Annotated in this window: 24 protein-coding genes, 1 tRNA gene and 1 pseudogene; 13 read left to right on the top strand and 13 right to left on the bottom strand. The window is 56.2% G+C overall.

Annotated elements, in window-relative coordinates; genetic code table 11:
• Positions 1 to 16: 16 nt before the first annotated feature.
• From G6L28_RS08345 to G6L28_RS08330, 4 genes are all read right to left on the bottom strand, one after another.
• Positions 17 to 778 carry an ABC transporter permease gene (locus tag G6L28_RS08345; protein ID WP_174063328.1) on the bottom strand — a complete coding sequence of 254 codons (762 nt, stop codon included), beginning with the start codon at positions 776 to 778 and terminating at the stop codon, positions 17 to 19.
• The gene (locus G6L28_RS08340) at positions 775 to 1,713 is read right to left on the bottom strand and encodes an ABC transporter ATP-binding protein (RefSeq protein WP_174063327.1); all 939 of its coding nucleotides are present in this window, start codon (positions 1,711 to 1,713) and stop codon (positions 775 to 777) included. Before G6L28_RS08340 ends, G6L28_RS08345 begins: the two co-directional genes overlap by 4 nt.
• Positions 1,714 to 1,822: 109 nt before the next feature.
• The gene (locus G6L28_RS08335; protein WP_174063398.1) at positions 1,823 to 3,013 is read right to left on the bottom strand and encodes an extensin family protein; all 1,191 of its coding nucleotides are present in this window, start codon (positions 3,011 to 3,013) and stop codon (positions 1,823 to 1,825) included.
• Between the two features lie 194 nt (positions 3,014 to 3,207).
• Complete coding sequence (locus tag G6L28_RS08330) at positions 3,208 to 4,743, bottom strand: sensor histidine kinase (protein ID WP_174063326.1); 1,536 nt, start codon at positions 4,741 to 4,743, stop codon at positions 3,208 to 3,210.
• Positions 4,744 to 4,851: 108 nt separating this feature from the next.
• On the opposite strand from G6L28_RS08330, the gene G6L28_RS08325 reads away from it, so the two are divergent.
• The 3 genes from G6L28_RS08325 to G6L28_RS08315 all read left to right on the top strand — a co-directional run bounded on the left by G6L28_RS08325 (position 4,852) and on the right by G6L28_RS08315 (position 6,641).
• Positions 4,852 to 5,430, top strand: a complete 579-nt coding sequence (locus tag G6L28_RS08325) for a thermonuclease family protein (RefSeq protein ID WP_174063325.1) — start codon at positions 4,852 to 4,854, stop codon at positions 5,428 to 5,430.
• Positions 5,431 to 5,438: 8 nt separating this feature from the next.
• The gene (locus G6L28_RS08320; RefSeq protein WP_174063324.1) at positions 5,439 to 6,086 is read left to right on the top strand and encodes a uracil-DNA glycosylase family protein; all 648 of its coding nucleotides are present in this window, start codon (positions 5,439 to 5,441) and stop codon (positions 6,084 to 6,086) included.
• Between the two features lie 66 nt (positions 6,087 to 6,152).
• A complete protein-coding gene (locus G6L28_RS08315) occupies positions 6,153 to 6,641 on the top strand; it encodes an Lrp/AsnC family transcriptional regulator (protein WP_003507846.1) in 489 nt (162 codons plus the stop codon).
• A gap of 99 nt (positions 6,642 to 6,740) precedes the next feature.
• Here the strand turns inward: G6L28_RS08315 and G6L28_RS08310 are convergent, their stop codons facing one another.
• Entirely contained in the window at positions 6,741 to 8,981 is a 2,241-nt protein-coding gene (locus G6L28_RS08310) for an OmpA family protein (RefSeq protein WP_174063323.1), read from the bottom strand.
• 335 nt (positions 8,982 to 9,316) lie between these two features.
• On the opposite strand from G6L28_RS08310, the gene G6L28_RS08305 reads away from it, so the two are divergent.
• From G6L28_RS08305 to G6L28_RS08285, 5 genes are all read left to right on the top strand, one after another.
• The gene (locus G6L28_RS08305; protein ID WP_174063322.1) at positions 9,317 to 10,090 is read left to right on the top strand and encodes an ABC transporter substrate-binding protein; all 774 of its coding nucleotides are present in this window, start codon (positions 9,317 to 9,319) and stop codon (positions 10,088 to 10,090) included.
• Between the two features lie 118 nt (positions 10,091 to 10,208).
• A complete protein-coding gene (locus G6L28_RS08300; protein ID WP_174063321.1) occupies positions 10,209 to 11,012 on the top strand; it encodes an ABC transporter permease in 804 nt (267 codons plus the stop codon).
• A complete protein-coding gene (locus G6L28_RS08295) occupies positions 11,009 to 11,839 on the top strand; it encodes an ABC transporter permease (protein WP_174063320.1) in 831 nt (276 codons plus the stop codon). The genes G6L28_RS08300 and G6L28_RS08295 overlap by 4 nt, the downstream gene beginning before the upstream one ends.
• Positions 11,840 to 12,002: 163 nt before the next feature.
• Positions 12,003 to 12,269, top strand: coding sequence for an usg protein (locus G6L28_RS08290; protein WP_174063319.1), 267 nt, complete (start codon positions 12,003 to 12,005; stop codon positions 12,267 to 12,269).
• Between the two features lie 78 nt (positions 12,270 to 12,347).
• Positions 12,348 to 13,169: a class I SAM-dependent DNA methyltransferase gene (locus tag G6L28_RS08285; RefSeq protein ID WP_174063318.1), complete on the top strand. Its 822-nt coding sequence runs from the start codon at positions 12,348 to 12,350 to the stop codon at positions 13,167 to 13,169.
• Positions 13,170 to 13,232: 63 nt separating this feature from the next.
• Here G6L28_RS08285 and G6L28_RS08280 read toward each other — a convergent pair whose 3' ends face one another.
• Genes G6L28_RS08280 through G6L28_RS08270 form a run of 3 tightly spaced genes read right to left on the bottom strand, consistent with a single transcriptional unit; the run spans position 13,233 to position 15,292 of the window.
• The gene (locus tag G6L28_RS08280; RefSeq protein WP_174063317.1) at positions 13,233 to 13,382 is read right to left on the bottom strand and encodes a hypothetical protein; all 150 of its coding nucleotides are present in this window, start codon (positions 13,380 to 13,382) and stop codon (positions 13,233 to 13,235) included.
• A gap of 18 nt (positions 13,383 to 13,400) precedes the next feature.
• Complete coding sequence (locus G6L28_RS08275; RefSeq protein ID WP_174063316.1) at positions 13,401 to 14,324, bottom strand: pseudouridine-5'-phosphate glycosidase; 924 nt, start codon at positions 14,322 to 14,324, stop codon at positions 13,401 to 13,403.
• A gap of 29 nt (positions 14,325 to 14,353) precedes the next feature.
• Positions 14,354 to 15,292 (bottom strand): PfkB family carbohydrate kinase, encoded by a 939-nt coding sequence (locus G6L28_RS08270; RefSeq protein WP_174063315.1) that lies wholly within the window; start codon positions 15,290 to 15,292, stop codon positions 14,354 to 14,356.
• 244 nt (positions 15,293 to 15,536) lie between these two features.
• Here G6L28_RS08270 and recA point away from each other — a divergent pair, with 244 nt between their 5' ends.
• Both recA and alaS read left to right on the top strand, forming a co-directional pair.
• The gene (recA, locus tag G6L28_RS08265; RefSeq protein WP_174063314.1) at positions 15,537 to 16,625 is read left to right on the top strand and encodes a recombinase RecA; all 1,089 of its coding nucleotides are present in this window, start codon (positions 15,537 to 15,539) and stop codon (positions 16,623 to 16,625) included.
• 188 nt (positions 16,626 to 16,813) lie between these two features.
• Positions 16,814 to 19,477, top strand: a complete 2,664-nt coding sequence (gene alaS, locus G6L28_RS08260; protein ID WP_174063313.1) for an alanine--tRNA ligase — start codon at positions 16,814 to 16,816, stop codon at positions 19,475 to 19,477.
• 647 nt (positions 19,478 to 20,124) lie between these two features.
• On the opposite strand, the gene tig is transcribed toward alaS, so the two are convergent.
• Positions 20,125 to 21,597, bottom strand: coding sequence for a trigger factor (gene tig, locus G6L28_RS08255; RefSeq protein WP_174063312.1), 1,473 nt, complete (start codon positions 21,595 to 21,597; stop codon positions 20,125 to 20,127).
• A 181-nt stretch (positions 21,598 to 21,778) separates the two neighbouring features.
• Positions 21,779 to 21,863: transfer RNA gene (locus tag G6L28_RS08250), tRNA-Leu, on the bottom strand.
• Positions 21,864 to 22,020: 157 nt separating this feature from the next.
• On the opposite strand from G6L28_RS08250, the gene G6L28_RS08245 reads away from it, so the two are divergent.
• Positions 22,021 to 22,341, top strand: a complete 321-nt coding sequence (locus tag G6L28_RS08245) for a hypothetical protein (RefSeq protein WP_174063311.1) — start codon at positions 22,021 to 22,023, stop codon at positions 22,339 to 22,341.
• A gap of 39 nt (positions 22,342 to 22,380) precedes the next feature.
• Positions 22,381 to 22,527 carry a DUF1127 domain-containing protein gene (locus G6L28_RS08240; RefSeq protein ID WP_174063310.1) on the top strand — a complete coding sequence of 49 codons (147 nt, stop codon included), beginning with the start codon at positions 22,381 to 22,383 and terminating at the stop codon, positions 22,525 to 22,527.
• 427 nt (positions 22,528 to 22,954) lie between these two features.
• On the opposite strand, the gene G6L28_RS08235 is transcribed toward G6L28_RS08240, so the two are convergent.
• Together G6L28_RS08235 and G6L28_RS08230 are read right to left on the bottom strand one after the other, a co-directional pair.
• Positions 22,955 to 23,098 carry a DUF1127 domain-containing protein gene (locus tag G6L28_RS08235; protein WP_174063309.1) on the bottom strand — a complete coding sequence of 48 codons (144 nt, stop codon included), beginning with the start codon at positions 23,096 to 23,098 and terminating at the stop codon, positions 22,955 to 22,957.
• 521 nt (positions 23,099 to 23,619) lie between these two features.
• Entirely contained in the window at positions 23,620 to 24,834 is a 1,215-nt protein-coding gene (locus G6L28_RS08230; protein WP_174063308.1) for an NADP-dependent isocitrate dehydrogenase, read from the bottom strand.
• Positions 24,835 to 25,047: 213 nt separating this feature from the next.
• On the opposite strand from G6L28_RS08230, the gene G6L28_RS08225 reads away from it, so the two are divergent.
• Complete coding sequence (locus tag G6L28_RS08225) at positions 25,048 to 25,578, top strand: hypothetical protein (RefSeq protein ID WP_174063307.1); 531 nt, start codon at positions 25,048 to 25,050, stop codon at positions 25,576 to 25,578.
• Between the two features lie 40 nt (positions 25,579 to 25,618).
• Here G6L28_RS08225 and G6L28_RS23190 read toward each other — a convergent pair.
• Positions 25,619 to 25,741, bottom strand: a pseudogene (locus G6L28_RS23190) (IS110 family transposase); the annotation flags it as partial.

Genomic DNA, 25,741 nt, shown 5'->3' with positions numbered 1-25,741 from the left:
TTGCCGTCGTGAAACGTCAGTTTCTTAGTTTGTAGCCAGTTTTGAACATCCAGCCGACGACACCCAGACAAGCGGCAAGGAAGAGCGAAATCATTACGAGGCTGATCAAGGGGTTGACGTCTGCTATCTCATAAAAGCTCCAGCGGAAGCCGCTGATCAAATAGAGGACTGGGTTGAAGTGGCTGACCGTTTGCCAGAAGGGCGGCAGCATGTTGATCGAATAAAAGCTGCCCCCAAGAAAGGTAAGCGGCGGAACGACAAGCATGGGAATGAGATTCAACTGCTCGAAATTGCTCGCCCAAATGCCGATGATGAACCCAAACAGACTGAAACTGACTGCCGTCAGCACGAAGAACAGTATCATCATGAATGGATGGGCAATCGAAACATCGACGAAGAACGATGCCGTGATCAGAATGATCGTGCCGATCATCAACCCCTTCGTCGCAGCCGCGCCGACATAGCCGGCAAGGATTTCCGTCATGGAGACAGGTGCGGACAGGATCTCGTAGATCGTTCCGGTGAACTTCGGAAAATAGATGCCAAATGACCCATTGCCGATGCACTGCGTGAGGAGTGTAAGCATGATAAGGCCGGGCGTGATGAAGGCACCGTAAGATACGCCTTCCACCTCCTGAATGCGCGAGCCGATCGCGGTGCCGAACACGATGAAGTAGAGCGAGGTTGAAATCACAGGAGAAACAACGCTCTGCAGCAGCGTGCGGCGCGTGCGTGCCATTTCGAAAAGGTAGATGGACTTTATGGCTTCGAAGTTCATTTCTGTCCTCCTACCAGCGCGACGAAGATATCTTCCAGCGAGCTCTGGCGTGTCGAAATATCCTTGAAATGCATACCGGCCGCCGAAAGGGCTGAAAGCAGATCGGCAATGCTGTTATGTTCGCCGTTGCCGTCATATTCGTACGTCACCCTGTATCTGTCTTCTGACAGTTCCAGATTGAAAGGCGCGAGGCTTTCCGGCAGAGCCTGTACGGGCTCGGTCAGTTCGAGTGAAAGCTGCTTTCGACCAAGCTTTTGCATCAGCGCTGTTTTTTCTTCCACCAAGAGAAGTTCGCCGCTGTTGATGACGCCGACGCGGTCGGCGATCTCTTCGGCCTCTTCGATGTAATGGGTCGTCAGAATGATGGTGACGCCGGTTTCACGCAGCTCCTCCACCACTTTCCACATGTCGCGACGCAGTGCGACGTCCACGCCCGCCGTGGGCTCATCCAGAAACAGCACCTTCGGCTCATGCGCCAAAGCCTTGGCGATCAGCACGCGACGTTTCATGCCGCCGGAAAGCTCGCGCAGCATGTTGTCTTTCTTGTTCCAGAGCGACAGCGATTTCAGGATGCGCTCGATCAGGGCAGGATTCTTCTTCTGTCCGTGAAGCCCGCGAGAAAAGGATACCGTATTCCAGACGGTTTCGAACTGGTCGGTCGTTAATTCCTGCGGAACAAGCCCGATCAGCGCCCGCGTCTCACGGAAGTTCTTGACCACATCATTGCCGCCAACCAGCACGGTACCGCCGCTGGGATTGACCAGACCACAAATGATGGAGATCAGCGTGGTTTTGCCAGCACCGTTTGGGCCGAGAAGCGCAAGTATCTCTCCCTCCTCGATATCGAGGCTTACGCCCTTCAGGGCCTGAAAACCGTTGGCGTAGGACTTCGTCAAATCTCGAATAGAAACAATGGATTTCCTGGAAGAATTCATAGGGGATCTTTCAACACGAGCCAGTTCGAAAGCATATAACGCATGGCGCGCGAAAGTGTGCATGGAGATTAGAGATAATATCCAAGAAATCACGCTCGCCTATGAGAGTTCAATTGCAGTGGCGATAGCCTGACTTGCGGGTTCGCAGATCGAAATGGAAATGGTTCCAGTGGTTCGGGTCGCTGCCCGGCCCAAGAACCGTTGAGAAATATTTGCAGCTATCGCTGCGGACCGCCTTCAGCAATCCCTTTTCGCGGAAGGCAAAGAAGCTCTTCTTGCGAACGTCGATTTCCTTGCCGTTCTTAAGTGTGATCGTACCGATATCGATGGCGTTGCCACGCGCATGTTCCGACCAGGGATTGCTGGAACGGGAATTCATCTTGCGGCAGGAATAGCCGCCCATCGGCGTGATCCTCTCCACGCCCGATAGGTAGCGAAAGCGCGAGGACGGGACGAGCTCGAACTTTACCCACTTGGCGAAGGCGAGCGTCACCTGGCAGTTGAGCTTCACCGCAGGACGTACTGATACTCCACTTGCCAGCCCGCTCAGTTCAATAGGGTAATCGATGCCGCAGGTCGGGCCATCAGCGATCCGGGCCACATCGCGAAACGCGACGCCCAGCCTGCGAAGCTCTGTGCGGCAAGCTATTTCCGATTGCGGCATCATGCCCGGAGGTTGCGACATCCGGTTTTCCTGCATCGGGTTTTGCGGCATCAGCATGGCAACGTCCTGAACGGGCGCGCGGCGTGATTGACCTGGCTCCGGTGGCGGAATGAGGCGTGACTGACCTTGTTGAGCGGGAAGACCTGGCGATGAGCGCTGGCTGCCCATAGCCGAGGCAGGAGGGGCATCGGCGGAAATGTCGATATCCTGCTCTTCTGCCAGACTGCGACCCGGCGAAACGCCGAGGCCTTCATCCATGTTGACGCCGGAATCTCCTTCCGCCATCGCTTCCGACATCTCACTTGACGTTGCCTGCCCGCCGCTCAGACGTGCCTGCTGTGCATCGAGCGTCGAATATTGCTGACCCGATGCGCCGTTCAGCAATGGATCGCGGGAAGGGGCGCTGTAGGATGGCATGGGTTGCGACAGCGCCACGCTCTCATCCGGCTGGGAAAACTGAACTGCTGCTGGCGGAGCGGCGTTGTAATTCCGCTGGTTGGATGAATGAATGGAGCTGACGCGCGTTTGGCCGTCGACTTCGGCGGGAGGTACAAGCCCCTCCGCCGAACACGACACGATCACCGTGGACATCATCAGCAACGTCACCAAGCGACGCGGAAGGGAAACATACGCCATACCTGAACCTGCACCTTCAGCGGCCGCGATCTGCGGCAATCCTCAGGAATCCTAAATAAATTTGGTGAACAAATTCTTGCTAGGGGTGCTAGCTTGTTTCAGTTTCGGCGTTTTTCGATACGACACCGCCGTTGAAGATGAAGGCCGGTGTCGGCAGCGGGCGCACGATGCTCGCTGCTGGATAGGGATATGCGTTACGCGAAAGATCGTTTGCGAGGCTGAACCACCTGCACGTCTTCAACAGCGGGAATGCTCTGCAATACCCGCTTGGCAGGCAGGATCGCGATGACCTCGGTGCCCTCGCGCAGCTTTGATTTGAGCAGGAACTGACCGTCATGCTTGGCGAGAATCGCTTGTACGATGGGAAGGCCGAGACCTGTGCCCTGTTCGGCGCTTTTGATGGCGATGGAACCCTGACCGAAGGCGGAAAGGACGACCGGGATTTCCTCCTCCGGAATACCTGGGCCGTTGTCCTTGATCGACACATATTGTCCACCGCGAGCCGTCCAGCCTGCCTTTATGGAAATTTCGCCCCCCTGTGGCGTGAATTTCACGGCGTTCGACAGAAGGTTCAAAATGACCTGACGTATTGCCTTCTCATCGGCCCACACATGCGGAAGGCTTCCTTCGAACTGCTGCCGGATGCCGATGTTCTTGGCCCGTGCGCGCAACTGGATCATCCCTACGCAGTCTTCTGCAATTTCCAGAACCGACACCGCCTCTTCATGAAGCTCGTATCGACCGGCCTCGATGCGGGACAGGTCGAGAATTTCATTGATGAGATCCAGAAGGTGCTGGCCGGAGCGGTGAATATCGCCGGAGTATTCCTTGTATAACGGATTGTTCAGCGGTCCGAGAACCTCGGAGGCCATGACCTCGGAGAAGCCGAGAATGGCGTTGAGCGGGGTTCGCAATTCGTGAGACATGGAGGCGAGAAAGCGGGATTTGGCCATGTTGGCTTCTTCCGCACGCCTTCGTGCCTCGTCCGACATGGACTTTGCGACTTCAAGCTCCGCGATAAGGTCGTCCTTCTCGGACTGGAACGACAAAAGCTTGATGCTGGAAAGATGTAGCCGCTTGGTGACATGCTGGCAAAACAGCATGGCCATGGCAAACATCAGCGCCAGACCGATATCCATGGGGTCGCGGGAAATCGCCGCCATGACGCTGAGCGCCATGAGCACCGGCAGAAATGTCATCAACGTCGCTTTTCGCAACATGAAGTTCGACATTGCCGTGATCGAAAGCGCGATCAACAGGGTCGCGCCCTTGTAGAACATCAACAGGGCGTGGTCGTTTGTCGGCATCTGCTGCACGGCGAAGATCGCCCAGATCAAACCGACGATGATCTGCGCCGCCAGAAACGTATTGTGCCAGCGGGGCGCGCTGGCCGCAGTCATCTCCTGGCGTGATGCCTTTCGTGCAAAAAAAATCGTGAGAGCATGGGCGCTGAGCGCGAGGATCGTCCAGCCGACGATCTGGACGTCGCGGCTGATGTAGACGCCGACAACCGTCGCCAGAGTGATGAAAAGGGGCATGATCGTCGCCCCCTGCAGCGTCTCCGCCACATGCATTTGCAGCATGTCCCGCTCAAAAGCGCTCGTTGCCACGGGTCCGTACTGCAGCCGTTCGCGTGTCGACTTGACGGTATCGAACACAGCTTTGTTGCGCCGCGTGCGAGACCGGTCGACGATATTCTTGTCGGCAGTGATACTGGCGCTCTTACTCATATACACAACGAAACCAATACGGGACGCTTGCAGCCTAACGGCAAAATATTAAGAAGATGCTGCCGTGAAAGGATTTGTTTGCCATTTCTGAAAAGGGTTTGTTCTTACATGAGACGAAAGTCAGGCAGGCCGTTTCGGCTGTTGAAGGATGGCGTGATCGCACTGGCCATCGTCGTAGCCGGGGCGCTGATCACGGCGAAGCTGGACGGCTTCGGCGAGCAGCGCTTTACCGGCCGGTTCGCTGCGGTCGATGGTGACACGATTTCGCACGACGGTCAGCGATTTCGCCTTATCGGTATCGATGCACCGGAACTGCGCCAGACCTGTTTCAGAGGTGAGGATGTTTGGCCCTGCGGTGATGCGGCCAGAGATCGTCTAAAAAGCCTGCTGCAATCCGCATCGGTAGAATGCAGAGGAAACAGCAAGGACAAATATGGTCGCCTGCTGGTGCGGTGCTCGGCAAACGGACAGGATGTGGCAGGCGGCATGGTCGCTGCCGGACTGGCAGTTGCCACGGAATATTTCCTGTTTTCAAGGGAGCAGACGGAAGCCAAAACGAAGGGAGCCGGAATTTGGAGCGGCGACTTTCAGCAGCCGAGGGATTGGCGGCGGGAGCACAAGGCGGCTGACATGGATACGCCATTTGCCGGCATGCTTCAGTTGTTCCGCCATCTGGTGGGGTGGTAGAAATAATCATGACGGAAAATGTGCTCCAGAACGGAAACCAGCTTGAGCAGCTGAGACGGGATATTGCCCGATGTCGGCTTTGCCGGGATGCTCCGCAAATGGGCGAGAAACATCGCCTGCCACATGAGCCACGTCCCGTTGCGGTTATTTCTGCCAAGGCTAAAATCCTGATTGCCGGGCAGGCCCCGGGGCTTCGCGTTCACGAAAGCGGCTTACCGTTCAATGATGCTTCTGGCGATCGCTTGAGGGATTGGCTGAATGTAGACCGCAAGACATTCTATGACGCCGACTGCTTCGCCATTGTGCCGATGGGTTTCTGCTTTCCCGGTTACGATGAGAAGGGAAGCGATCTTCCTCCCCGTTCGGAATGCGCACCACACTGGCGAGAAGCCGTTATAAATGCCATGCCGCAGATCGAGCTGGTTCTAGCGGTGGGCCAATATGCGCAGGCCTGGCATTTGCGGGAGAAGAGGCTGAAGACGATGACGGAGACCGTTCGGAACTGGCGGAGTTATCGATACGTCAACACCGGTCTTCCGGTTCTGCCGCTACCGCATCCCAGTTGGCGCAACAGCGCGTGGCTGAAGAAAAATCCGTGGTTTGATGGGGAAGTTTTGCCCGTACTTCGCAGCGATGTGGAAAGACTCCTCATCTGAAACAAATTTCTTTTTTTCTCTTTTTTTTAGTGTAAACAGAGGAAAATAATTCTGGAGGAGAGTTGATTGGACCGCCTGGACCGTAAAATACTGCGCATATTGCAAGAAGACTCCACCCTTGCTGTTGCCGACCTTGCAAAGAAGGTGGGCCTTTCGACAACGCCATGCTGGCGTCGGATTCAGAAAATGGAAGAGGACGGTGTTATCCGCCGTCGCGTCGCCCTGCTCGATCCGGTTAAGGTGAACACGAAAGTCACCGTTTTCGTGTCCATACGCACGGCGTCGCATTCCATCGAATGGCTGAAGCGCTTCTCCGAAGTCGTTTCTGAATTCCCTGAAGTCGTTGAATTCTACCGCATGAGCGGCGATGTCGATTATCTGCTGCGCGTCGTTGTGCCGGATATTGCGGCCTATGACGCTTTCTACAAGCGCATGATTGCGAAGATCGAAATCCGCGATGTCTCCTCGGCCTTTGCCATGGAGCAAATCAAGTACACGACCGAACTACCGCTGGATTACATGCTGCTGGACAATCCGAAGTCCGGCGAAGAGTGATCAGGGGCGGGGCTTCTGCCTTGTTCCAGCGCTGAGCACCAATTGAAAAAGGCCCGAAAGCAGCGTCGCTTTCGGGCCTTTTTGTTTCCTATGCGGACGTCAGTTCTGCGCTACCGGACGAACCAGCGGTGTGATGCGGCGTATGGTTACGCGGCGATTTTCCTGACTCGGGCCCAGTGTCTGGACCTTCAGATAGCGTTCGCCATAACCCTGCGTCGTGAGGTTTTCCGGCGGAATGCCGTAAACTTCGGTCAGCACGCTGGCAACGGAGGACGCGCGCTCGTCGGACAGAACGAGGTTGCTTTCATCCGAACCGACAGCATCTGTATGACCTTCGATGAGGAAGGTTTCTGCCGGATTGTTTTGCAGGACCTTGTTGATGGCGTCCGCGACCTTGCGCAGCGACTGCGCCTGGCTCATCGGAATTTCCGCACTGCCTGTCGCGAAGGTGATCGTATCGAGGTCGATACGGCGCACCATATCGCGGACGCGGGCTGAGTAGCGAACCTCATCCATCGTGTAGACCCGCTGGACTGGCTCCACCGGCGGCTGTTCGAGGAAGCGGTAGTAGTCGCGGTCCTCGTCCGAAGACGTATCGATGATGTATTCGTTGACGGGAATACGCAGACGCAGCGGCGGCAGGTCGAGACCCGGATCGCGATAAACATATTCACGGTCCGGCTGGTCGACGAGTTCCGGTGCGTAGAACAGCACATATTCACGACCACGCGCATCGATACGCGAACGCTGGATCACGTCACCGTAGCGGTTACGGATGGTGACGACCTGCGTGCGATCCGGGCGCTCGATGGTTTCGCGGTAACGGTCACCCGGCAGGCGCTCGTAATAGGGCTTCGCACCATCGCTGATGAAGCGGTCATCGTCGTTGCCGCGAACGACGACGCGGTCGCCGAACTGCAGGAAGACGCGGTCGCCCATGTCGCGGTCACGCGGCATGTCGCGCGGACGCCATTCACGAACACCGTCTGGACGATCGAAATCGGGACGGCGATCGATGCGCTCACCCTGAACATTGGTGATGTTCTGAATGTTGATCGTCGTGTTTCCCCCATCACGGCGGGCGGCAGCCTGCGCTTCGGCGTCGGAGGTCGGAACCTTGAAGTCCTGAACCTGCTCGCGTTCGCGACGGCGCTGTTCGCGAAGCTGCTCGTTGCCGCTGCGATAGGCTTCCTTGTCGCTATCGAGAACCGCTGCACCCTTGTCTACGGGCAAAACAACGGTATCAGCAGACTTGGATGGGTCCTGCGCAATGGCGCGGGCCTTATCAAGCTGCTCCTTCGTCATCGGTTTCGCTTCAGTCTGCGGCGTTACCACCTGAGCAGGAACGGCTTCGCCAGCCGGAGCCTGACCGGTTGTTGCGCCGTCTGCTGCTGCGGGCGGAGCGCCCGGCACTGGTGCAGGCGCAGGCTCGCCGTTCTGTCCGCGCGGTGGGCGCGGCTGTTCGGAAGGCTGCTGGCCCGGGGCGGGGTTCGGCTGTTCAGCGGGGGCAGGGGCGCGTCCAGGGGTTGGCGGCTCTGCGGGCACAGGGGCCTTGCCTGCCTCAGGTTCTGGTGCAGCCGGCTTCGTTTCCGGAACAGCCGGCTTTTCAGGCGTCGCTTCGCCCGCAGCGGGCTGGGTTTCCTGGTTTCGGCGCGGGCGTTCGCCCTGGCGCTGTTGCTGCTCGGCTCCGTCGGCGGCAGGCTGTTGATCGCGCTGGCGACGAGGACGTTCCTGTTGTTGCTCTGGCTGTGCTTCGCCAGTTGTCGCGTCGGGCTGGGCATCGCGGCGGGGACGCTGCTGGCTCTCGCCATCCTGCGGCTGTTGTTCACGCTGGCGGCGCGGACGTTCCTGCTGCTGCTCCGGCTGTGCCTCTGCGGGCGCTGCATCTGGCTGCGCATTGCGGCGTGGGCGAGGGGCGGGCTCTTCCTGCTGGCGTTGCTGGGTTTCCGCTTCCGGCTGAGGCTGCTCACGCTGCTGCTCGCGGCGTGGGCGTTCCTGCTGCTGTTCCGGATGTGCTTCGCGGCGCGGACGCTCCTGCTGTGGCTCGGGGGCTGCTTCAGGCTGGGCTTCACGGCGGGGGCGTGGTGCCTCTTCCTGTTGCTGGCGCTGCTGCTCTTCGCCCGACTGTTCACGGCGCTTGCGTGGAAGCTCCTCCGGATTTGGCTGTTCCGCCTGCGCAAGGATTATCGTTCCCTCGCCGGGCACGAAACTTGCCTGCTGGGCAGGGCGCTCGGACAGATGAGCCTGCGAAATATTGGCTGCCACAACCGGGTCTACTGCAATCGCTATCGACATCAGGGGGAAAACCACCCCGGTCAGCAGTTTATTTTTATTAAGCATGGCGCTTCCTCTTTGCCGTCAATTATTGTCATCGCCTGTCCCGCGGCACTCGGGACTGCTCCGCGCACAATGGCGCTTAACAACGCGTGAACCATTATCTTGTTCCCGATCATGAACAGGCTTGGCTGTACTGGAAATGAACAGAAAGAGGCGATTTCGTGGACGAATTGCGGTATGGGACGGGAAGGAAAACATTCATGTTGCATTTTTTAGACAAGGATAAGACTATCCCTCAATCGCAGTCATAACCCATTGGGATTATAGACGTGCGACACACATGTCCGTTCGGAAAATATAAACAAGCCGACCGGAATTGGCTAACAGAGAGGATCGCAATGCTCACTCCCACCCGCTTCATTGCTGCTGCATCGTTTGCTGCGCTGTCGCTTTTCTCCGGCGCTTCCATGGCGCAGGACAAACTGACGATCGGCACTGAAGGCGCTTACCCGCCCTTCAACGTTTTGCAGGCCGACGGCACGCTGACCGGTTTCGATATCGATATCGCAAAAGCGCTGTGCGAAGAAATGAAGACCGAATGCACATTCGTCACAAACGACTGGGATGGCATCATCCCCGCACTTCAGGCGAAGAAATTTGATGCCATCGTTGCATCCATGTCGATCACGCCGGAGCGTCTCGAGAAGGTCGATTTCTCAAAGAAGTATTACAACACGCCGCCAGCAATCGCCGTGCCGAAGGATTCTCCCGTCAAGACCGTGGAAGAGCTGAAGGGCAAGACCATCGGCGCGCAGGGCTCCACTACCCATGCAAACTATGCGGAAAAGCATCTGGCCGATTCCGAGCTGAAGCTTTACCCAACGGCCGACGAGTATAAACTCGATATAACCAACGGGCGTATCGATGGCGTCATCGACGACATCGTCGTTCTTTCAGAGTGGGTAAAGTCGGACGCAGGCGCATGCTGCAAGATCCTCTCCGCGATGCCTGTTGACGAGGAAATCAACGGTCAGGGCGCGGGCATTGCCGTGCGCAAGGGCGATACCGCGTTGGCCGACAAGTTCACGGCTGCAATCGCTGCCATCCGCGCCAATGGCAAGTACAAGGAAATCAACGACAAGTATTTCGATTTCGACGTTTACGGCCAATAAGAAACACTTGTTCTGTTGAAATCTGATGGCGGAAGGGTTGCCCTTCCGCCATTTTTGTTTGAGAACAAAATAATAAAAGAAAACGCAACTCGCGGCAAAGACCGCAGGGGAAATTGGCATGAGCGGAGCATTTTCCGCCATAGGTTCGTTCTGGACCTATCTGACGTATCTGTTCGACCCATTTTGTGGGCCGGTCGGCATCTTCTCCCTCTTCGGAAATGGTACGCTTGTTGCCTGCGGCGATGCCGGTTGGGGTGACGAGATTGCCTTTGGCGTGAAGGTGACGATTTCGGTCGCTCTGGCAACGCTGCCCATCGGTCTCACCATCGGCTTTCTCATTGCGCTTGCCGCGCAGTCTCAGGAAAAGTCTCTGCGTCTGGCGGCTGGTATCTACACCACCATCTTTCGTGGACTGCCGGAGCTGCTGACCCTCTTCATCGTCTATTACGGCATGCAGATGCTGCTCCAGTCTGTCGGCAGCTACATTGGATGGTCCGGTCCCATCGAGATCAACGCCTTCGTTGCGGGCATGATCGCACTCGCCGTGGTATTCTCGTCCTATGCCTCGGAAGTGCTGCTTTCTGCCTTCCGCGCCATTCCAAAGGGGCAGTATGAGGCAGGTCACGCTCTCGGTCTTTCCCGACCCCGAACGATGGTCTTCATCATCATCCCGCAATTGATACGCATTGCCTTGCCCGGAATGACCAATCTCTGGGTCATCCTTTTAAAGGATACTTCTTATGTGTCGATCATCGGACTTGCCGATATCGTACGCCAGACCGGCATTGCCGCCCGTGTTAGCAAGGAAGCTTTCTTCTTCTACGGCATTGCCTGCCTGCTTTACCTCGTACTCGCGCTTCTATCATCGATAGGCATCGGCTTCATCGACCGTTGGGCGAAACGCTCCGAGGTGCGCAGATGAGCCAAATCGATCAGTTGATACCGGCGCGCCCGGCACCGCCAGCGCCTCCGCAGGGCATTTCCATCGCCAGGATCATTGGCGTCGCCATTGTCGGTCTTTGGCTGGTGCTTGCGATTTCTCTCCTTCTCTCCCTCGTCCTCGATTGGGATTGGGACAAGTTTGACCGCTATGGTCCACGCTACCTCGATGGACTGCTTACGACGATCTCGCTCGTTGGCCTGTCCATCTTGCTGGGTGCGTTACTGTCGCTTCCCATTGCGTTCGCGCGGATGTCCAAGAACCGCATTCTCGGCGCGATTTCATATGCTTATGTCTATGCCTTTCGCAGCACGCCGCTTCTCGCACAGCTTTTCCTTATCTATTACGGCCTGGGCGGTTTCCGTCCACAGTTGGAAACGGTTGGTCTTTGGTGGTTCTTCCGCGAGGCATGGTATTGCGGGCTTCTATCCCTTACGCTGAACACCGCAGCGTATCAGGCGGAAATTCTGCGCGGCGCAATCGAGAGCGTGCCGAAGGGGCAGCATGAGGGAGCGGCTTCGCTCGGGCTTTCCAAGCCGGTCACGTTCTGGAAAATCACGCTGCCTCAGGCGCTCATCGTGGCGCTGCGACCTTATGGCAACGAAATCATTCTCATGATCAAGGGTTCCGCAGTTGTGTCCATCGTCACCGTTTACGATCTTATGGGCCAGACACGCTACGCGTTCTCTCGTACCTTCGACTATCAGACCTATCTATGGGCAGCGATTTTCTATCTCACGATCGTGGAAACCCTGCGTCATGTCTGGGGCTGGATGGAAGCACGTCTCACCCGACATCTGAAGCGATGAGGATCGCTGGCAGCACTCTTACGAAGGTGTTGCTAACATTATGATTTCAAATGGTTTTTTAGGCGAATGTTATTGCTTGGTAAGGTTCGCTTAACCATGTCATGTTCCCATGGTCTGGTTACCTCCACGGTATTGAAGACCAACAAGAACGGGAGCAGCCGCCATGAACAAGGACATGGAAATGATGCTGAAAGGCTATGGCATGACCACAGCCGAAATCTTCTATCACATGCCCGATCACCCCGTCGTTCTCCAGAGCTATGTCTGGCAGAACTATGATCTTGCGCCGGATTTTCCGGAGATGAAGGGTTTCCTGAAATTCTGGCAGGAGACACTTGATGGACCGCTTCACTCGGTTCGCTACGTTCATCGGAAGCTTATTTCCGCACAGGAATGGCGCTCGCTGAAGGGCGAATTCATTCTTCACTGACGCCATTAACGGATTGCGCCATCGGGCATTGCAGCTTACAGCAGGCATCGATTTTGATGCTATAGCCGGATGTGCGTGATGACCAAGAACCAGAAGATCGATGAAGAGGCGCTCGCCGAGGCCTATAATCGAGCGCTTGCGCTGGAAAAGGCGGGCGATATCGATGCCGCCGTCAAGGCCTATGAAGAGGTTTTGGCAATCGACCCGGAAGATCATGGCGGTGCTGCTGTGCGTATCGCCGCCATGGGACGGGGCGAAACGCCTGCAAAGGCACCGGACGCCTATGTCGAAACCCTCTTCGACCAGCACGCGGAAGCATTCGAGGATATTCTGGTCGAGCAGCTTGGCTATGCCGTCCCGATGATGGTTCGCCAGCGTCTCCAGACGCTAGAGCTCGGTCCGTTCAAGCGAATGCTCGATCTTGGTTGCGGCACCGGCCTGACCGGTGAAGCTCTGCGCGACATGGTGGAAGACATTACCGGCATCGACATTTCCGAAAACATGGTCGAACTGACGCATGAGAAGGATGTCTACGAGACGCTCTATGTCGCGGAAGTCGAGGATTTTCTCGAGGACAATGATGACGAGTCCTTCGATCTCATCACGGCAACAGATGTCCTGCCTTATCTCGGGGCGCTGGAGCCATTATTCTTCGGTGCCGCTGAAAATATGGACAAAGGCGGCCTGCTGATCTTCTCTTCGGAGACGCTGCCGGAGGAGACCATGGCTGGCCGCCCTTATATCGTTGGGCCGCATCAGCGCTTTGCACATTCCGAAACCTATGTGCGTGAACGTCTTGCCGCCACCGGTTTCGAACTGGTCGACATCACCGATATCAATGTTCGCATGCAGGACGGCAAGCCGACGCCGGGACATCTCATCATTGCGCGCCTGAAGTGATGATCTTGAGGCGCGGCGATTCAGATTTCCGCCGCGCTTCTCTTTTTCATTCGATCCCGGCTTTTACACGAAGCTGAAAACGATAAAGCACGCCACCCCGGCAACGATCGGGAAAACAATCCTCCCAAGCGGCCTCTTCAACACCGCCCCTGCTACGAAATCGAGTACCAGAAGTACGGCGAAGACAATAAAGGCTGCGACAAGGGGTGACATCTGTGTGTCCCTTTTCTATCAGGTCAGCGCAACTGCAATTTCCGCCGCCAGCCTTGCATTGTTGCGAACAAGTGCGATGTTCGTTTCAAGGCTTCGACCGTCTGTGATCTCGAAGATTTTCGCAAGCAGATATGGCGTAACGGCCTTGCCGGCAATTTCATCTTCCTGCGCGTGAGAGAGTGCCCGGCTGATGTAAATCTCCATCTCCTCGCGGGAGATTTCGCTTTCCTCGGGCACAGGGTTTGCGACCAGCATGCCGCCGTCGATACCGAATTGTTCGCGGGTGGTCTGGAAATTTGCAATGGCCGCAGGGCTGTTGAGCGATAGCGGGCTTGCAAGGCCTGAAGAGCGCGACCAGAAAGCGGGAAACTCGGTCGAACCGAAGGTCACCACCGGCACGCCCTGAGTTTCCAGCACTTCCAGCGTCTTCGGAACATCGAGGATTGCCTTGGCGCCCGCGCAAACAACGATGACGCCCGTGCGAGCCAGCTCTGTCAGATCAGCGGAAATATCGAAGCTTTCCTCAGCGCCGCGATGAACGCCACCAATGCCGCCGGTGGCAAAAACCTTGATACCCGCGTGCTCGGCCGCAATCATGGTTGCAGCGACCGTCGTCGCTCCGGTGCGTCGCTCCGCTATCGCAAAAGCGATATCGGCGCGGGAGACCTTCATGGCATCCTTCGTCTGCGCCAGGGCTTCCAGCTGTTCTTTCTCAAGGCCGATATGCAATGTGCCATGGATGACCGCAATCGTCGCCGGAATGGCACCTTGATCACGAATGATCTGCTCCACGCTCTCCGCCATCTGGATATTGCCGGGGTAAGGCATGCCGTGGGTTATGATGGTCGATTCCAGTGCAACGATAGGCGCGCCGCGTTGCTTTGCTGCGGCAACTTCTGTGGAATAGGCGATGGGTAGAAGCGGTGGGATGATTTTGCTCATTTGTCTTTCCATATTTCTTGAGAAATGTCTCACAACATTTCCGCAGGCGGCACAAGTGCGAGCGCCTCATTGAGTGTGTCCGGGCAAAGGTGAGGGGAGGTCGCGGATGATGACTGAACGGTAATCGCCGCCGCTGCCGCGCCATATCTCAATGCTTCACCGATGGTTTTACCGCTGGTAACTGCCATGAGGTAGCCAGAGGCCATGGCATCTCCTGCACCGGTGACATCCTTTACCGTTTCAATTTTGGGCGGTCTCAGCACCGCCATTTCCCGTTCTGAAAATGCAATCGCCTGTTCTGCTCCGCTGGTGACGATCCCGCCGCGTAGTCCCAGCGCTCTGAGAACATCCGGCCAGTCGCGCGCATTGTCTACATCGTTTCCCGTCAATGCGCGTGCCTCGGCCTCGTTCATGAATAGCATGTCGATGTTGGTAAGCGCAGCTTTCAGTCTTACGATCTTTGCCGGTGAAATGCCGATGGCCGCAAGCGTCTTTCCGCAGGCCCGTGCCGCTATGCCAATCGCCTGCAAGGTGTCTTCCGGCAGGTTTGCATCGCAAAGAATGATGTCTGTCGCCATAATGGCATCTCGAACAGCACGAACGCGCAGCCTGCGCGGCGTGAAAAGACGGTAAAGCTCCATGTCCGCGATTGCGATCACCAGATTGCCGTCCCGCTCCAAAATGGCGGTATAACTCGGTGTTCGCCGGTCCAGAAACGTGAAAGGTGTGTCTTCGACTCCCGCTTCCTTGGCGGCCAGGGACACGGTCTCGCCAGCGGCATCACCGCCACGAGGTGCAATAAGGCGGACGTTCAGGCCAAGGCGGGAAAGATTGCGTGCCGCGTTGAAGCCACCGCCGCCTGCCTCTTCCATCCAGGAACCGGGATTGCTGGCGCCCAGGACAGTTTCCGTCCCGATCGTGCCGCGCCGGTCTATGTGGGCGCCCCCCAGGATGAGTATTTTCTTCACGTTTTCCTCCCTTTTCGGAGCGCGAACAATCCATTCCGATTCGGCCAAACGTAGCGCGCAATTGGCCTTGGATGCATCTCCGCTGAGAGTTATCCAGAGAAAAAACAAAAGCAGAACGAACGGCTTATCATTATTTGTTTTCAATAGCCTGGAGAGGCGTTGTGAAATGAGAACAAATAGAGTACATACTCTTTCAACACTGCTTCGTTGCCTGTGCGGCTTCAATAACCTAAAGGTGGTTCAGATGGCACAAAATTCTTTGCGTCTTGTTGAGGATAATTCGGTGGATAAAAGCAAGGCACTGGAAGCGGCGCTCTCCCAGATCGAACGTTCGTTCGGCAAGGGATCGATCATGAAGCTCGGTTCCAATGAAAATATTGTTGAAGTCGAAACGGTTTCCACAGGCTCTCTCAGTCTGGATATCGCGCTCGGTATCGGTGGTCTGCCGAAGGGACGCATCATCGAGGTTTACGGGCCTGAAAGCTCTGGTAAGACGACGCTTGCGCTGCAGACCATCGCAGAAGCGCAGAAAAAGGGCGGCATCTGCGCATTTGTGGACGCTGAACATGCGCTCGATCCGGTTTATGCCCGCAAGCTTGGCGTGGACCTTCAGAACCTTCTTATTTCGCAGCCCGATACGGGCGAGCAGGCGCTTGAAATTACCGATACGCTGGTGCGCTCCGGTGCCGTGGACGTTCTCGTCGTGGACTCCGTTGCTGCCCTGACCCCTCGCGCCGAAATCGAAGGCGACATGGGTGACAGCCTGCCGGGTCTTCAGGCGCGTTTGATGAGCCAAGCGCTGCGTAAGCTGACCGCTTCGATTTCCAAATCGAAGACGATGGTGATCTTCATCAACCAGATCCGTATGAAGATCGGCGTCATGTTCGGTTCTCCGGAAACCACGACGGGCGGCAACGCTCTCAAGTTCTACGCTTCGGTTCGTCTCGACATTCGACGCATCGGCGCGGTCAAGGACCGTGAAGAGGTGGTCGGCAACCAGACGCGCGTCAAGGTCGTGAAAAACAAGATGGCGCCTCCTTTCAAGCAGGTTGAATTCGACATCATGTATGGTGAGGGCGTTTCGAAGACCGGTGAGTTGGTCGACCTTGGCGTCAAGGCGGGTATCGTCGAAAAGTCAGGCGCATGGTTCTCATATAATAGTCAGCGCTTGGGGCAGGGGCGTGAAAACGCAAAGATTTTCCTGAGGGACAATCCCGCGGTAGCGGATGAGATCGAGATGGCGCTTCGCCAAAACGCCGGACTTATTGCTGACAAGTTCCTTCAGAATGGTGGACCTGAGGCGGATGCGGACGGGGTTGACCCGGAAGCATAACAGTTTTGCCGAAGTCTGTTTCGGCAACTTGTGTCGACTTCATAAGCTTAAGGCCGCATGATCTTTTTCATGCGGCCTTATTTGTGTTGTAACGTGGTGCTGTTTGGCTGGACAGGCTGGATCGTGGACGATAAAAGCCAGTGATTTTTATGCTATAGCCGCGCGCGCGTGGCCATGAAGGACTTCGTATGAGCGGTGTGAATGAGATCCGGTCGACCTTCCTCGACTACTTCAAGAAGAACGGCCACGAGATCGTGCCCTCCAGCCCGCTGGTGCCACGCAACGATCCGACATTGATGTTCACCAATGCTGGCATGGTTCAGTTCAAGAACGTCTTTACCGGTCTTGAAAGCCGTCCATATTCCACCGCCGCAACATCGCAGAAGTGCGTTCGTGCGGGTGGCAAGCACAATGACCTTGATAATGTCGGTTACACGGCTCGTCACCACACCTTTTTTGAAATGCTGGGTAACTTCTCCTTCGGTGACTACTTCAAGGAAGAGGCGATCACCCATGCCTGGAACCTGATTACGGGTGAGTTCGGGATCGACAAGAACCGTCTTCTCGTCACGGTTTACCACACCGACGACGAGGCTTTTGATCTCTGGAAGAAGATTGCCGGTTTTTCCGACGACCGCATCATCCGCATTCCGACGAGTGATAACTTCTGGGCGATGGGTGATACCGGTCCTTGTGGCCCTTGCTCCGAAATCTTCTACGATCACGGCGACCATATCTGGGGCGGCCCTCCCGGCTCTGCCGATGAAGACGGCGACCGTTTCATCGAGATCTGGAACCTCGTCTTCATGCAGTATGAGCAGGTGACGAAGGAAGAACGCATCGATCTGCCGCGTCCGTCCATCGATACCGGCATGGGACTGGAGCGTATTTCCGCGTTGCTCCAGGGCAAGCACGACAATTACGACACCGATCTTTTCCGTGCATTGATCGAGGCCTCGGTCGAGGCGACCGGCGTTCCCGCCGAGGGCGACAAGCGTGCAAGCCATCGCGTGATTGCCGATCACCTTCGCTCTTCCGCATTCCTCATTGCCGATGGCGTGCTGCCATCGAATGAAGGCCGCGGATATGTCCTGCGCCGCATCATGCGTCGCGCTATGCGTCATGCCGAATTGCTGGGTTCGCGTGAGCCGCTGATCTGGAAGCTGCTGCCTGCTCTCGTTCAGCAGATGGGCCGCGCCTATCCCGAACTCGTCCGTGCCGAAGCGCTGATTTCCGAAACGCTGAAGTTGGAAGAAACCCGCTTCCGCAAGACGCTCGAGCGCGGCCTCTCGCTGCTCTCCGATGCAACCTCGACCCTCCACAAGGGCGATATGCTGGACGGCGAAACCGCATTCAAGCTTTACGACACCTATGGCTTCCCGCTAGACCTGACGCAGGATGCGCTTCGCGCCCGCGAAATCGGCGTGGACATTTCCGGCTTCACCGATGCGATGGAGCGCCAAAAGGCGGAAGCCCGTTCGCATTGGGCAGGCTCGGGTGACAAGGCTACCGAAACCGTCTGGTTCGAACTGAAAGAGAAGCTCGGTGCCACCGAATTTCTTGGCTACGATACGGAAACCGCCGAAGGCGTCATCTTGGCCATTGTGAAGGATGGCAAGTCCGTAGAGGCTGCTGCTGAGGGCGAGAGCGTGCAGCTTGTCGTCAACCAGACGCCGTTCTACGGTGAATCCGGTGGCCAGATGGGCGATACCGGCATCATCTCTTCGGACAATTCCGCGTTTACGGTTTCCGATACGCAGAAGAAGGGCGAGGGCCTTTTCGTGCATGTCGGCATGGTGTCCAAGGGCGGCCTCAAGCTCGGTGATGAAGTTCAGTTGACCGTCGATCACGATCGCCGCTCGCGTCTTCGCGCAAACCATTCCGCAACACATCTGCTACACGAGGCATTGCGCGAGGTACTTGGAACCCACGTTGCCCAGAAGGGCTCGCTGGTCGCTCCAGAGCGTCTGCGTTTCGACGTTTCGCATCCAAAACCGATGACGGCTGAAGAGTTGAAGATCGTTGAGGATATGGCGAATGAGATCATTCTTCAGAATTCGCCGGTCGTCACCCGACTGATGAGTGTGGACGATGCCATTGCCGAAGGCGCAATGGCCCTGTTTGGCGAGAAATACGGTGACGAGGTACGCGTCGTTTCCATGGGCACGGGTATCCATGGTGCCAAGGCCAACCGTTCATACTCTGTCGAGCTCTGCGGCGGCACCCATGTTGCCTCTACGGGGCAGATCGGTCTCGTGCGTGTTCTCGGCGAAAGCGCGGTGGGCGCGGGCGTGCGCCGCGTTGAGGCAGTTACGGGGCAGGGTGCATTCGCCTATCTCGCTGAGCAGGATGAGCGCGTGAAGACGCTTGCATCTTCGTTGAGAGTCCAGCCTGCGGAAGTGCTTTCGCGCGTCGAAACCTTGCTGGATGAACGTAAGAAGCTTGAGCGTGAACTGGCGGATGCGAAACGCAAACTGGCCATGGGCGGTGGTTCTGCTGAAGGCACGAGCGGCGACGTCAGGGAAATCGGCGGCGTGAAGTTCATGGCGAAGGCGATGGCTGGTATCGACGCCAAGGAACTCAAGGGCCTTGCGGATGATGCCAAGACGAGCCTCGGCTCAGGCGTCGTTCTGCTGATTGCAGTATCCGAAGATGGCAAGGCCAGCGCTGTTGCAGGTGTTACCGAAGACCTGACCTCTCGCTACAGCGCCGTCGATTTGGTCCGTACCGCATCTGCCGCACTCGGCGGCAAGGGCGGTGGCGGTCGGCCCGACATGGCTCAGGCAGGCGGCCCGGATGGTGCCAAGGCAAATGAGGCAATCGAAGCGGTCGCGGCAACTCTGGCTGGCTGATTGCCCTTTTTTTGGAGGCTGCTTTCTGCCTTCCGCATACGACATCATGGGGACGCCATCGCGTCCCCATTTTGTTTTCGGATATCAGTTCTGACGTCACGCGTCTTTTGCCTTCCGGCGTCGGGAGACGAACCGCTGGGCTTACCCTGCCGGTACTTTCCGGTTTGGTCCGAAGCTGTGTGGTGTAATTCTTGAGACTGCCTTGCCCGGGTCCGATGCTGTTTGTCGGCTTTGCTGTGAACTGGACATGATTTTCGTGACGGTGGACGTCGACGCCGCTTGGCGTTCATCGACTGTTGTCATATCAGCCTCAAAGGCCAGAAGTCGCTTTGAGATCGCAGCGGAAAGCACTGGTTCAAAGTCGGCATTCAGCCAGCTCAAGTCACTGTGACAAAACCCTCGACTGGCAGAGACATGTCAGCCTTATGCCGGAGGAAGCGGGTCATGACGGAGCCCTGCTAAGCAACGTTAGAATTTCTGCGCGGAAAAGAAATGCGAGAGGGCTCCAGAAAACAAAGGTGCCCAGGTGCCAAGGCGACTAAAGATGGCTCTACATTTCAACAATAAGAAAACGAAAAGCCCGCCGAAATTCGACGGGCTTTTCAAATTCTACGGTCAAGCCACACACGGCGGCATTGAGGCTGATCTTATTCAGCGTCGCCTTCGGCGGCCTTCTTCTTGGCCGGAGCCTTCTTTTTAGGAGCGGCTTCTTCGCCTTCAGCGGTATCTGACTTGGCAGCAGCCTTCTTCTTGGACGTAGACTTCTTCGGGGTTTCGCCTTCTTCAGCGTCGTCAGCCAGAAGCTCTTCCTTGGAAACCGTCTTGTCCGTGACGGAGATTTCCGTCAGCAGCTTGTCGATGACCTTTTCTTCGAAGATAGGTGCGCGAAGCGAAGCGGAAGCGCCGGGAGTGTTGCGGAAGAAATCGAGGATTTCCTTCTGCTGGCCCGGAAACTGCTGCAGCTGCTCGAACAGCGCGCGCTGCATTTCTTCTTCGGTAACCTCTACACCAGCCTTCTCGCCGATTTCGGAGAGAACGAGGCCAAGACGAACGCGGCGTTCAGCCAGCTTGCGATATTCTTCGCGTGCTTCTTCTTCCGTGGTGTCTTCGTCAGCGAAGGTCTTGCCGGACTGTGCGAGATCGGTGTTGATCTGACGCCAGATGTTTTCGAACTCGGCATCAACGAGGCCAGCAGGCGTGTCGAACTTGTAGAGTTCGTCGAGCTGGTCGAGGATCTGACGCTTTACCTTCTGGCGCGTCACGTTGCCGTACTGACCTTCGATCTGGCTGCGAACGATTTCCTTCAGCTTTTCAGCCGATTCGAGACCGAGCTTCGTTGCCAGTTCGTCGTTGATCTCAACGGCTGCAGCAGCGGCGACTTCCTTGACAGTGATGTCGAAGGTTGCTTCCTTGCCTGCAAGTTCAGCAGCTGGATACTCGGTCGGGAACGTTACGGTGATCTGCTTTTCGTCGCCAGCCTTGACGCCGACGAGCTGGTCTTCGAAGCCAGGAATGAAACGGCCAGAACCGATTACCAGTTCAGCATCTTCGGCAGCGCCGCCATCGAAGGCTACGCCGTCGACCTTGCCGAGGTAGTTCATGGTGACGCGGTCGCCGTCAGCGGCCTTGCCCTTCTTGGTTTCGTAAGTACGGGCGCTTTCAGCGATCTTGAGGATCTGCTCGTTGATCTCGTCTTCAGAGACTTCAACGACTTCGCGCGTAACCTTGATGCCGTCGTTCGACTTCAGCTCGATCGCGGGAATGATCTCGTAGGAAAGGTTGAATTCGAAATCAGCTTCCGCAGCGAGAATCTTGTCGGCTTCTTTTTCGTCTTCCGTCATGGAGATGGAAGGCTGGGTCGCAGACTTTTCACCACGGCTGGAAAGGATTTCGGAAGGCTTTTCGCGAACGAGTTCGTTTACGAGATCGGCCATGATGGACTTGCCATAGACCTTCTTGAGGTGTGCGGCAGGGACCTTGCCTGGACGAAAGCCGTTGATGCGGACCTTGTCCTTGGCGTCTGCGAGGCGCTCATCCAGACGGGCCTTCATGTCAGCAGCCGGAATGACGACCTTGATTTCGCGCTTCAGCCCTTCAGCGAGCGTTTCGATAACCTGCATTTTCCATACCTTCACATCATGGCGGCGGTGCTCAGACAGCCGTTGGTTTCGAATGAGCACAGCGCCTGAACCTAAATTCACCGGCCGTAGCTATAATATCTGCATGCATGGGCGAAAAAATGCCCCAGCCTTGAGAAGCGGCGAAGCAACAAACTTCGTGCCATCTTCCCGGCGATTCAGATGGTGCGGGTAGAGGGACTCGAACCCCCACAACTCTCGTCGCCAGAACCTAAATCTGGTGCGTCTACCAATTCCGCCATACCCGCGCTCTAAATCCTGCATAAACAACATCTGGCCCAAAAGGCCTTCCGGAGCGCGGCGTCTCTATATCACCCGTTTTCGAGAGCGCAAAGGAAAAATGACGGAATGGAAGCCCTATTTCCAACGGTTATTATCACCGCCGCCCGATTTTTATGAGAAGGGATGGCAGAAAGCATCGTGTCATTGATGATCGACTGCGGCGAACAGCCAGAATCAATGGCGGATTTACAGAGTCGCGCGATGAGAAACTGGCCAATCCCGAAAATCGAGTTCGTAAAACCTCACATTTACCCTGACGCGCGGCGGGCCGTTACAAAGCTTCGCGAAATGCCCATTTTGATGGCAAATTATGCAGATATTAACGTTTGGTGCCGCGATCCACGCCTAGGAATGCGTCAGGCGCATAGGTGGCATACTTCATTGTCTATTTTTGTTCCCGCTAAACCGATTATATTTAGCTTCAGAAAACGAATTCAGAGCTGATCCCAAGCGGCTCTGACAGATGGAACGAAGGAAACGACCATGAACATTGCACGCTCGCTGAACAACTGGCGCAAGTATCGTCAGACCGTAACTGAACTTGGCCGCATGAGCGACCGCGAACTGACAGACCTCGGCATCGGCCGCAGCGATATCCGCCGCGTCGCACGTACCGCAGTCGGCATCTAATATCTGCTTACGCGGTCGCTGGACCGCGTGATTGAGGATATCCTCCCAAAAGGCCCTGAGCTAACGCTCCGGGCCTTTCTTTTTGCGATCTTTCTAGTTTCCATTACATGGGCGTTATCGTGAAAACGAAATCCCGCATAAAAGCAGTGGCGCGCAGCCTTGTATTCGCTGCCGTGAAGTGTAGCCCGACCACGCGTTGTCGCACGCCCTCAGCGGACCTGATTTCCAGCAAAGCTACGAAGCGTTTGCTGATCGCTGCATTTTTAAAACGTCGTCAACCGAACCATTCAGACAAAAGAAAAACCCGCCGAAATTTCGACGGGTTTACTATCGGTACAATAGTGCGGGTCTGTCGCACGTTGTGCCTATCGCTCGGTCGCTCGACGCTTGGGAGGTCGATCAGGTCGAGTGACGGTTACGCTACTGATTAGCGGAACGAACGGGCAGCAACGTTACGAATGTCGTAACGGGTCAGGCCGATATCGTTCAATGCCTGGTTGGAGAGGCTGCCAAGCTCGTTGAGTGTGCGGTGGTAGCTGATCCAGTTCTTTGCGATGCGAAGCGGGTTCATGGTCGTTTCCTCAATATTTGATGGTTTGATCTTCAAAATCTGTTTGCCGGACTGCAGGTCACCTGCGTATTCGGCTGGTGAGAGTTATATAGCTCCACAGAGCGTTGAATTGGAGTGCAGATTTTGAGCGACTGCCATGCATTTGTGCAGAGTGTCGACTAATTTTGCAGCTTTAACTCTAATGTGCGCAGATTTTAAGCTGCGGGCAAACGCCTGAAAAATCGGTCAAAACGGGTATCGCATCAAGATGTGCGGAGTATGGGTTGGATGACGTGCGTTGAGGTCTGCGGACCAAAGTTGAAGATTTTCGTAGGGCAGAGCTCGCCGATCTCTTCGATCATCGAGTGCGCGATATGTCTCCGGGAGACATGAGGCGGATATATAAGTCAGTTCGCTTACCGCTCTGTCATCCCTGCGAGTCCTTTGCGCCCGCGAGATGACGTCATCGAGACGCTGTTATCGCTCAAAAGAAAAACCCGGCGCGAAAGCCGGGTTTTCCAATCACTAGTCGTAAAATCAGATCAGGCAGCCATTGCGACTTTAAGGTTTTCGTCGATCTTGTCGAGGAAAGCCGTGGTGGAGAGCCATGGCTGATCCGGGCCGATGAGGAGAGCGAGGTCCTTGGTCATGAAGCCGGCTTCAACTGTTTCGACGCAGACGGTTTCCAGCGTGGAAGCGAACTTTGCCAGTTCCGCATTGTCGTCCAGCTTGGCGCGGTGTGCGAGGCCACGGCTCCATGCGAAGATCGACGCGATGGAGTTGGTCGAGGTTTCCTGGCCCTTCTGGTGCTGGCGGTAGTGGCGTGTCACCGTGCCGTGTGCCGCTTCAGCTTCAACCGTGCGGCCATCCGGAGACAGAAGAACGGATGTCATCAAGCCGAGCGAACCAAACCCTTGCGCAACAGTGTCGGACTGAACGTCGCCGTCGTAGTTCTTGCACGCCCAGACGTAACCGCCGGACCACTTGAGAGCGGAGGCAACCATGTCGTCGATCAGGCGGTGTTCGTAGGTGATGCCGATTTCGTCGAACTTCGCCTTGAATTCCGTCTGGTAGACTTCTTCGAACAGATCCTTGAAGCGGCCGTCATAGGCCTTGAGGATGGTGTTCTTGGTGGACAGGTAAACCGGCCACTTGCGCATCAGGCCATAGTTCATGGAAGCGCGTGCGAATTCGCGGATGGATTCGTCGAGGTTGTACATCGCCATTGCCACGCCAGCGCTCGGCGCGTCGAATACGTCCTTCTCGATAACCTGGCCGTCTTCACCGACGAACTTGATCGAGAGCTTGCCCTTGCCGGGGAACTTGAAATCGGTTGCCTTGTACTGGTCACCGAAAGCGTGACGGCCGACAACGATCGGCTTCGTCCAGCCTGGAACGAGGCGTGGAACGTTCTTGCAGATGATCGGCTCGCGGAAGATGACTCCGCCGAGAATGTTGCGGATCGTGCCGTTCGGGCTCTTCCACATCTGCTTGAGGTTGAATTCCTTGACGCGGTCTTCGTCCGGCGTAATCGTCGCGCACTTGATGCCGACGCCGTGCTTCTTGATGGCGTGAGCAGCATCGACCGTGACCTGGTCGTTGGTAGCGTCGCGGTTTTCAACCGAAAGATCGTAGTACTCGATGTCGAGATCGAGGTAAGGCAGGATCAGCTTGTCCTTGATGAGCTGCCAGATGATACGGGTCATTTCGTCGCCGTCGAGATCGACGACCGGATTGGCTACCTTGATCTTTGTCATGAATTCCTCACCTTCGAGAACGATTGCGCCGGGAGCGCGCTATGCGGAAAATATCCACGGGCGCTATAGCATCGCAAGCGTTGAACGCAAAGCCATGCCCACGCTTTTTTGGTGTTGCTAAAACAACCCTGGGCGCATTGCTAAAACGGGATTGCGAATTACAGTCTGGCGAATCGCTTACGCAGGGTAAGCCGCCAGTTTTGGGACATCACCATGCAGAAAATTCTGCTCGCCACCGCCGCCATTCTTTTCTCCTGCAACGCCTTTGCTGCCGAACCGACAGAGCCGGTGAAGAAGATCATGGATATCACGGTCAAGAACTGGTCGGGCGAGGCGGATGACTGGAAATACATTTTCGACGAAGATTTGCTGACGACGCTGTTCAGCAAGGAGTTTGCCGAGAAATATCGTGAAGCGTCCAAGAAGCCTGCCTATGAGGCGGACGCCGGAGAGAAGGGCGACCCCTTCGGTTACGACGTGGTGACGAATTCGCAGGATGGCTGCCCGTTGCAGGATGTGAACATCACCGCCGCTCCCGCCAAGGATGGCGTTACGCCCGTGGCCGTCAAGTTCAAGCTCTGGGCCTGCATGGATGAAGCCGACATGAAGGCGACGGTGGATGAGGTCGGTTTCGATGTGATCGATGAGAATGGTAAGCCGGTCATCAATGACATCCATCGCGTTGGCGACGAAGGCCGGGATTCTCTGCTTCAGGAAATGGCGAATATCATCAAGGGTGAGTAGGCGCTCCCGAAGAGTAAAGGGTGCGTATCTCCCGACGTCATCAACTCTGTTGAGCTAAATCCTCTCTGAGCCTTGCGTTGATGGTTATGATGATTTTGCGCATGGTTGCTGCGATTGCGACGATGGGTGGTTTTCCGTTTTCGATGAGGCGTTTGTAGAAAGG

Source organism: Agrobacterium larrymoorei (genome assembly GCF_013322225.1).
Classification (GTDB): domain Bacteria; phylum Pseudomonadota; class Alphaproteobacteria; order Rhizobiales; family Rhizobiaceae; genus Agrobacterium; species Agrobacterium larrymoorei_A.
Note: the sequence above shows the minus strand (reverse complement) of the source record. Positions and strands in the feature narration are given on the sequence as shown.